General features: G+C 58.9%; 7 protein-coding genes. 5 read left to right on the top strand and 2 right to left on the bottom strand.

The window, feature by feature from the left end; translation table 11 throughout:
• Positions 1–278: 278 nt before the first annotated feature.
• From FFK22_RS39865 to FFK22_RS39855, 3 genes are all read left to right on the top strand, one after another.
• Entirely contained in the window at positions 279–1,283 is a 1,005-nt protein-coding gene (locus FFK22_RS39865) for an ATP-dependent DNA ligase (RefSeq protein ID WP_138892367.1), read from the top strand.
• A gap of 9 nt (positions 1,284–1,292) precedes the next feature.
• Complete coding sequence (locus tag FFK22_RS39860) at positions 1,293–1,538, top strand: hypothetical protein (protein WP_138892366.1); 246 nt, start codon at positions 1,293–1,295, stop codon at positions 1,536–1,538.
• 680 nt (positions 1,539–2,218) lie between these two features.
• Positions 2,219–2,680 (top strand): hypothetical protein, encoded by a 462-nt coding sequence (locus FFK22_RS39855; RefSeq protein ID WP_138892365.1) that lies wholly within the window; start codon positions 2,219–2,221, stop codon positions 2,678–2,680.
• A gap of 141 nt (positions 2,681–2,821) precedes the next feature.
• On the opposite strand, the gene FFK22_RS39850 is transcribed toward FFK22_RS39855, so the two are convergent.
• Entirely contained in the window at positions 2,822–3,106 is a 285-nt protein-coding gene (locus FFK22_RS39850; protein ID WP_138892364.1) for a hypothetical protein, read from the bottom strand.
• A 178-nt stretch (positions 3,107–3,284) separates the two neighbouring features.
• On the opposite strand from FFK22_RS39850, the gene FFK22_RS39845 reads away from it, so the two are divergent.
• Positions 3,285–3,713 (top strand): hypothetical protein, encoded by a 429-nt coding sequence (locus FFK22_RS39845; protein WP_138892363.1) that lies wholly within the window; start codon positions 3,285–3,287, stop codon positions 3,711–3,713.
• A 2,947-nt stretch (positions 3,714–6,660) separates the two neighbouring features.
• Positions 6,661–7,014: a hypothetical protein gene (locus FFK22_RS39840; RefSeq protein WP_138892362.1), complete on the top strand. Its 354-nt coding sequence runs from the start codon at positions 6,661–6,663 to the stop codon at positions 7,012–7,014.
• Between the two features lie 358 nt (positions 7,015–7,372).
• Here the strand turns inward: FFK22_RS39840 and FFK22_RS39835 are convergent, their stop codons facing one another.
• The gene (locus tag FFK22_RS39835) at positions 7,373–8,413 is read right to left on the bottom strand and encodes an IS110 family transposase (protein WP_186002924.1); all 1,041 of its coding nucleotides are present in this window, start codon (positions 8,411–8,413) and stop codon (positions 7,373–7,375) included.
• Between the last annotated feature and the right edge of the window lie 81 nt (positions 8,414–8,494).

Genomic DNA, 8,494 nt, shown 5'->3' with positions numbered 1-8,494 from the left:
GCTCTTGGCGAGTTTCTGCCGGAGACCGTGATCGATGATGAAGCCGAGAACCTGGATGCCGAAGTCGACGAACTCGTCAAAGCCGTCCAGTTCCTCGGCAATCTACCGTCGCGGTCCGACTTGGCGTCGCTCAATCGGAAGTTCAGGACGACGTAGTCTCTCGGGATCGCCACGGCCGCCGAATATCATCCTGTCTCACGGACGGGAACTTGCCCTCTGTGCCAGGCTGTTCACTCCTGGTGAGCCAAGAGCCAGCCAATCAGGATTCGCACGGCCGGATGGCCGGGGTCGACGTCCCGCTGTCCGTGGAGCCGATGGAGGCCGAGTCGGTCGATCGACTCCCCGAAGGCTCCCGTTGGCAATACGAACCGAAGTGGGACGGTTTCCGCTGCATCGCCTTCAAGGATCGCGAGCGCATCGAGCTTCAGTCTCGCAACCAGAAGCCGCTCGGCCGGTATTTTCCCGATCTCGTTGTGGCCCTGGCTGGGCTTCCCCTTGACCGCTTTGTGCTGGACGGCGAGATCCTGGCCTTCGTCCGCGGACAGCCCACGTTCGAACTCCTGCAACTGCGCCTTCATCCGGCCGCAAGCCGGGTGGCCAAGTTGGCGGCCGAGCATCCTGCGACGTTCATGGCCTTCGATCTGCTGGCCGGTGAGAACGGCAGATCCGTGATCTCACGGCCATTGCGCGAGCGCCGCCCGATGCTCGAGGAGCTGTTTGAGGGCATCGACCCTCACTTGGCCACCATCATGCTGTCGCCGGCGACGACCGATCACGCCCTTGCACTGTGCTGGCTCGAGGAGATCGGGCTCGGGCTGGACGGCATCGTGGCGAAGCGGCTGGACCTTCCCTATCAGCCCGGCGACCGGGCCATGCGCAAGTTCAAGCTCTGGAAGACCGTCGATTGCGTGGTCGCCGGCGTCTACTACAAGCGGCCGGGCCAGCAGATCGATTCGCTGCTGCTGGGGCTCTATGACGACGCCGGGCTGCTTCATTATGTCGGCCGCCTCCGCGTCGGACGTGCCGATCCGGAGATGGAGCGGCGCATCAGGCCGCTGATTGGCGGGAAGCTCGCCTTCACCGGCCGGGCGCCAGGCGGGCCCAGTCGCTGGACGGGTCGCGAGCGAAACCCGATCCCGGTGAAGCCGAAGCAGGTGGTCGAGGTCTCGGCCGACCACATCACCGACAATCACATGCGCCACGGCGCCAGGCTCTTGCGCTGGCGAGAAGACAAGCCGCCGAAGCGCTGCACGATGGACCAGATCGCGGCCAAGCTGGCGTGAGGAGGCAACATGAGCGACGAGTCCTGTCCCGATCACTGGTTTCCGGTGAGCGGCTGGTCGATGGGCACGCTGCCCGAGAAAGGCTGCTTGGTGGAAGTACGGTATCTCCCGAGCCCGACGTGTCCGAACGACGATGCATTGAGCTTGCCGCTGGCGCTTACCGCCGAGCAGGCGCGTGAGATGGCCCAGCATCTGCTTCAGGTGGCAGGCTGGGCGGAAGAGCGGACCGACGCGATGCCGCAGACGATGCAGTGAGGATTTCCAGATCGGTCGCCTTGGGCCGACGACGGAACAGGACTCGGTCGTCTGCGTTCATGGCAGAGGACGGCATACCTTGACCTGATTTCATGAACGCTGCGATCCCGCCTCACCTGCACGCCAACGACAACCAGAATCCGGAGGGACTCTGCGATCAGCGGATTGCGGAGATGAAGCGCCGGCTCCGCACCAGAATCGCAGTCGCTGCAGGTGTCGAAGGGCCTTTGGAAGCGGGCAGTGGGCGAGTGCCCGGCCCGGGGACCGGTCACCGGGCTCTATTGCGCTAGGCGCCGGCGGCGCCGAGCTGCACCGAGCCGCCGATCGGCATCTCGGCCCTGCGGGTGACGATCCCTTCTGTAATCGGATGAGCGCCGTCAAGGGGCGTCGACGATGGAGTCGCGGCATTCGTTTGGGCGAACGCCGACGGGGGCATTCGGGCTCTGAGCGGACGACCGCAGGCCCTATTGGCTTCCACGAAGCGGACGTTTCCAGCGATCCATGCGTGCCCGAAAGCAGACTTGTCACATGGTGGGAGACTCTCATCGATCCCGGTGCGGCGATGGTGTTCGAACATCAAGGGAAGCCCGCCCATTGGCGGCTTTCGGCGCGGTCCCTCCGGCCAGCCCGGCTGGAAAGGGCGGTTTGCGGACATTGAGCGCGCACGCTAAACTTCGACCATGGCTGACGATCCAGTGGCAGCAATCACGAGTCTGCTCGAACGAGATTACGGGATACCTCGCTCGATGGTCTCGCCATCGACCCGAGTGCTGCACGATTTGCGTATCGACGGCGATGATGCCGTCGAATTGATCGAGTGGATCAGGGGTCGGTTTGGAACAGATTTCGCACGCCTTGAGCAGCAATGGCTTTCTTATTTCAATCCGGAAGGCATGACGTTGCGCTCAGCATTTATCGGTGTTCTTTCCATCATCGTCGCTGGTGTCGTTGGGATGATTTCAGCGCCGTCCCATGTTCCGCATTTTGCCGCAGTAGCTCTATCGCTCGGATCATCTCTCGTATGCGCGTGGGCGCTTCACCGGTTCCTGCCGAGACGCGAGGTTAGACCGCTTACGATCGGCCAGTTGGCCGACGCGGTTCGCTCTGGTGCTTGGCCAAGCAGACCAGCCGACGTCGCTTAACGGCAGCTGCGCCTAGTGGCGCGCACCGCTTCGGGTCAGATCCCGTCATGTCCGCGCTCCGGCGCCTGGCGAGAAGGCCGCTTTCCGGAAGCCTACAGCCGGCCTAGCCGTCCGAGAAGGGCGGAAAGCGGACCTGCCGGGTTAGAGCACGTTGCCGTAGTCGTCCTCAATGACGCCGCCGATCCGCTGCTGTAACTGCCTCAGGACTGCCAAAACAGGCTCATCTTCGCCGTAGTGCCGTCCGCTAACCCTGGCGCAGATGCATACGGGATGTTCGCTAAAGGCATTGAAGTCGAAGAAGGCTAGCACATCGTCTTCTCCACACCAGAGGATCCACGGATCAGTCTGCCCTGGAAGCAACTCGGATAGCGCCTTCCGAGATTCATTTTCGCTGGCTAATTGCTCCAAAAAATAATCCGTCGACATATGCCTTATCTCCTTTTTTTAAACTATGCCTGAGCAATGAAGCGTCAGCAAAGGGTCGGGTGTGGTCAGGTCCGCTTTCCGGAGCCGGGCGAGACGGCCGCTTTCGGGCAGCCTCGATTCGGCCCGGCCGGCCGAGATGGGCGGAAAGCGGACCCATGCTTGAACTCTCGTGTCGCGAATGCCTATTGATCGTCCCTTGCGCGAGCGGTCTAACTGGGTGATATCAGATCCGGTGCTGAATCTCTCTTCATCTCGGCTCGATATGGACGACGAGGAATTTCTCTCAGTTCTTGTCCTGAAGGCCGTTTCGGCTATGGTCAGCCGGGACCGCGCCGAACTGCAAAAGGGATATTATCGCATCAGAGGGAATATAGAATATTATTTCAACGAAATGAATCTATATCCCGGAGAATTCGTTCCACCTGCAACACATGCTGATTGCCCATTTCATATCAACAGATTGAACGATGGCACAGGATGGGCAATAGATGCCCCGCTGAAATTAACCTCAGGAGAAATCTCTGACCTAGAGATAAGAATGACTATCTACCACATTCCGACAACGATCGGCTTTTTGATTGCATATCACGACATCCTTGTCCCATAGCCCGCATTTTCACAACCAGTAAGCACAATGGCGGCTTCGGGTCGCGTCCGGTCATGTCCGCTCTCCAGCGCCGGGCGAGACGGCCGCTTTCGAGCAGCCTCGATTCGGCCCGGCCGGCCGAGAAGGGTCGAGTGCGGTCAGTCCGCTTTCCGGAGCCGACTGCGAAGGCAGCTTTCGGGCGCCCCCCCGTCAGCCCGGCCGACCGCGTTGGGCGGAAAGCGGAAATTTGCGATAGGTCGCAATAGGCGAATCGCAGAATTTTGGGACAAAATTGCGCAAATCCAAACTGAACAGAAGGAAGAACGATTATGCCATGCGAAGTCATTGCCACCAGTATATGTTCAGTATTCTTGCATCTATCTTGGACAAAGCAATACGAACTCCACCACGTATGACATTTGGATTTGGTCGAGGTTCCACAATCCAAACATCACCATCCAATTTCGCTATCATGTAACTCTGCCAAATCTCGTCGGTTGCAAAATTCTGAGCCAATTCTGGATTTATAGAGATCCAAACCGCACGGGCTATCGAAATGGCTGCCTTTTCGTCACGAACGAGACCTTCCGGCGGGATTCGCCAATTATCCGGCATAATTAACTCATCAGCCCTGCTGCTTATAGAGGTGAGTGAAAGCGTAATGCAAAAAACCATTAGGTACGATCTGACGCCCAACATCACCTCCCATGCAATTGGAAGATTATAGAAGAAGGTAGCCCTATCGACGAGTCCGCTTCGGGTCGCATGCGGTCATGTCCGCTTCAAGGCGCCGAGTCGCATGGCCGGTTTCGGGCACCCCGCAGCCGGCCTGGCCGTCCGCAGGGGGCGGAAAGCGGAAATTCGATCAAGCTATGAAGGCTTGGCTGTGGACTGCCGGGCGTACTGCAGGGCTCGACATTATTTCGTGCTTCTTTAATAATAGAGTGATTTCAATTCCGATAGAGGGTTAAATGTCAAATCATTTCTGGATACCGGTCATCTGCACTCTCGCTATAGGCGTAACAAGCTCCTGCTCTCGTAAGGAGCCTTTAATGGGGAGTCGCCTAACAACGACCGCACGAGAGTACGCTGAGTCGAAATTTCCAGATGCTCACATTGCCGGCTCGGCGGTCGAAATCCGTGATCACGGATCGTCATGGCTCGCCGTTGTTTCTCCTCAAAATCCATATACGGATCAACAGGGACGACAAGTCTATATTCTTGACGGAGATCTATGGGTCCTTATTGATAAGCGAACTGAGAAACCTATCGGAATATATGAATCCATCACACAAGTTCCGAAGTAGTCACTGTCCTCGAGGAGGTTTGGTGTCAACCTTCGACGCCCCTCCCCCCGATCAACGGACACTGGTGCTAAAGTCGCCTTCGGGTCGAATCGAGCCTCGTCCGCTTCCGGACCCGAGGGCGATGTCGGCTCTCGGGTAGCCGGCCATGGGCTTGGCCGGCCGAGATGGGCGGAAAGCGGTCGTCCGACGAGGCATGTGTATTAGGATGGCCGTGCTCGCAATTGGATCGTAGGGGGATCGAAGTTGTCTACATGGCTCGTCCGCGTGCTGGCGCCGCTGATAGTTGCATCCGCCTGCCATCCGACCACGCAAGGTAACGCTGCTGCGAACGGGGCTGGTCAGAAACACAGCATTCGCGATGGCGTAGAGCTTGCGGCAGAGGTGTTTAATGCAGAGGATAGGCAATACTTAAAAGCACTTGGGGCATTGTCGAGCCAAGTAAAGAGCGGCGATCCGGTGGCCGAGCAGGCATACGCAGAACTCATTCTATGGTGGCACAAGAGGCCTTATGATCAGGGCGAACCCAGTGCATCATTGACGCAAGCCTGGGATCTGTATCGACGCGCCGCTACGAAATCACAATCAGCATTTTCATGGCTCCGCGCGTACTATGCCAACGGAGAGCCTGGACTGCCAAGCAACCAAGCCGTTGCCAAGTGTATGCTAAATGTCACCTTACAGAGGCTTCCGTTATCCGAGGCGAACAGGTGTTATGGCATAAAAAGCGAAACTTAGGAGGCTATAACTCTCCGCCCGGAGCAGAGGACCGGATAGGGTCGAATCGCGCCTTGTCCGCTTTCCGGAGCCGAGGAGTGTGTCCGCTCTTGGGTGCTCTGGCGTGGGCCTGACCGACCGCGTTGGGCGGAAAGCGGACCTGAGGAGGTGTCAGATGCGTCCCGATCGAGAGGATGGACGGCAGAGATAGAGGCAAGTAAACGTAGCCGATGGCCAATCCAGCGTTCCACCACCTCAACCACGATTGGAATGCCGAGCCGAACGCTCCTTTGCCGAGCGTCGAGGTGATTGATCAGCAAGTCCGTCTGAGGTTTCTCCTCAATCCTTGGGCCTATCAAGCGCGAGAGGGAGAGATTGGAGAGTTGGTTTTCGGCGTATGCTCACGTTGGCGGCTCGGCGCCACTAACGACGAGGGTTGGTATTCAGGCCAATGCCGATATAGCCGTCGGGCGCCACAATGGGGTGAGTTTTACGAGATCACTGGAGACGATCCGCTCATGCTTAAGCCGACCGACTGGAATTTTGTCGGGTTGGAAATTGAACCGTGCCGACATTTTCTATTCTATTTTAGGGATGAGACGTTTGAGTGTCTGGCTCGAGATTGGGCCTTCAGTAGAATTATACCTTAGCAGAGGTCAGGTTTGGGTCGCGTCCGGTCATGTCCGCTCTCCAGCGCCGGGCGAGACGGCCGCTTTCGGGCAGCCTCGATTCGGCCCGGCCGGCCGAGATGGGCGGAAAGCGGACGGAGGTGAGGTGCCTTGTCGCGGCTGCCTGGATCTGTCGGCTACGGTTGACAATCCCTCCATGATGGAATCACCGTGGCAGGCGGATATTGGCCTGACCAAGCCAAGCTCGTGCGGCAGCGCGATGCGCCTAAAACGAGATCATAAATCTTTCGAAATTTGTGCGGCATTGGGAGTGGATTAATGAAATTCGCGAGAGATATCATTGCGTTGATCGCCGTGTCATTGTTCGCTTTGGGATGCAGCAGCCACATCAAATCTGAGCCGGAGCAATCCGCGACTGAGTACCTGGAAAAAAATTATATCTTCGATGTGAAGAATTTTACAACTACCACGGAACAAGATCAATCGTATTACTACGTTGTTTTCTGTCTAAAGGAGAAGGATGACCTACCCAACAGGCCTTCTGCGGAGCGGAGTGTCGATTCTTGTTACGGAGGAAATGTCGTTGTCATCGTTGAAAAGCCGGGCAAGCGGGTCATCGGTGCGACTCTTCGCGACATAGCACTCAAGCGACGCGAATTGCCCCAAATATGACCTGACATTCAGCGGTGCAGGACAGTCTGCCCGTCATCATACCAGTGACCGCTTTGGGTCGTATCCGGCCATGTCCGCTCTTCGGCGCATGCGCGACAGCCTCTGTTCACCGGAGTTGACGCTTCAGGCATGGCAAAGCGGTCCGACGAGACTGTCGGTTGGAAGCATCGCTGGACCACCTCCTGGATCGCGCTTCTGTACGGGGTCGGCATCGCCGCCCCAGGATGGGGATTCGAGGGTTCGGCCGTCCAAGCTCTCTGCGCGCGAGTGCCCCGGGAGGCTCGCAGGGATCGTGGCGGACTGGCCGCTCCCGTCGTCCAGGATGCGGTCGGTGAGGCGGGAGGGAGTGTCGGCCTAGCTATGCGCTGGCCGGCACCTTGCTTCCCACCTCCGGCTCGAACCGTCCCCCGGAGACCCAGATGCGGTGCATGATCACGGCAAGCTTGCGGGCAACCGCGACCCGGGCTCGCTTGGCGCCGCGGCGACGTGCGATCGCGATACCCCATGCCCGGAGGGTTGAATGCTGGGCCGTGCGCGTCATCAGTGCCGACGCCGCCTCATAGAGCAAGTGCCGCAGGATCTTGTCGCCGGCTTTGCTGATCTGTCCGGATCGATCGATCTCTCCGGATTGATAAACCCTGGGTGTCAGGCCGATGTGGGCACCGACAGCCTTGGACGAGACGAAGCGCGCCGGGTCGTCCAACGTTGCTCGATAGGCCAGGCTGGTGATCGGACCGACGCCGGGGATGGTCATGAGCCGCAGGCAGACATCATCTTGGCGAGCTGCCCTGGCCAATAGCAGGTCGAGCCCGTGGCGCTCCTCTAGCAGCCGCTCCAATACCCGCAGGAGTGGCCCGAACGCGATCGCCAGGGACGGCATCTCGGAAGCCAAGTCTCGAACCCGCTTGCTGAACTGCTGCCGCTGAGTTCGTCCCATCTTAAGGCCGTGAGTCTTCAACAGCCCGCGGATGGTGCCCTGGACCTGGAGAAGGCTTGCTACGATCTGGCGGCGCGCCTGCAGGATGGTTCGCGTCAGCTGTGCGTCTGGCGACTCCACGTGCACCGGGCGGTAATGCCCGATGCGCATCATCTCCGCGATTCCGCGGGCGTCGTTCCGATCGGTCTTGACCGGCCTTGTCGACAGGAAGCGCTGGGCATGGCGGGTCTCGATGCAAATGGCTTCGAACCCGGCGGCGACCAACTCGCGATGCAGCCATTCCGAGAGTGGGCAGGCCTCGAGACCGACCAGATCGATCTCCCCCTGCCACGGTCGAAGTCTCTCGATCAACGACCCAGGATCACTGCCCACCTTGCCTTGCCAGACCACCTCACCGTTGCGCTCGAGCACGCAAATAGCGGTCTTTTGCAGAGAGATATCGAGGCCGACGACCTTGGACATGTCTCGCTCCTTTTGAAGGTGATGTCCGCAGAGCCTACTGGCGATTGGCGAACGGCCGATTACCCCATCTCTCGTATTCAT

The sequence above is a fragment of the Mycobacterium sp. KBS0706 genome (assembly GCF_005938675.2).
Taxonomy (GTDB): domain Bacteria; phylum Pseudomonadota; class Alphaproteobacteria; order DSM-16000; family Inquilinaceae; genus Inquilinus.
Note: the sequence above shows the minus strand (reverse complement) of the source record. Positions and strands in the feature narration are given on the sequence as shown.

Excerpts from the sequence above, each read along its gene's own strand:
- FFK22_RS39865 (WP_138892367.1), top strand. The coding sequence starts at position 279 with ATGGCCGGGGTCGACGTCCCGCTGTCCGTGGAGCCGATGGAGGCCGAG.
- FFK22_RS39860 (WP_138892366.1), top strand. The coding sequence starts at position 1,293 with ATGAGCGACGAGTCCTGTCCCGATCACTGGTTTCCGGTGAGCGGCTGG.
- FFK22_RS39855 (WP_138892365.1), top strand. The coding sequence starts at position 2,219 with ATGGCTGACGATCCAGTGGCAGCAATCACGAGTCTGCTCGAACGAGAT.
- FFK22_RS39850 (WP_138892364.1), bottom strand. The coding sequence starts at position 3,106 with ATGTCGACGGATTATTTTTTGGAGCAATTAGCCAGCGAAAATGAATCT.
- FFK22_RS39845 (WP_138892363.1), top strand. The coding sequence starts at position 3,285 with ATGCCTATTGATCGTCCCTTGCGCGAGCGGTCTAACTGGGTGATATCA.
- FFK22_RS39840 (WP_138892362.1), top strand. The coding sequence starts at position 6,661 with ATGAAATTCGCGAGAGATATCATTGCGTTGATCGCCGTGTCATTGTTC.
- FFK22_RS39835 (WP_186002924.1), bottom strand. The coding sequence starts at position 8,413 with ATGTCCAAGGTCGTCGGCCTCGATATCTCTCTGCAAAAGACCGCTATT.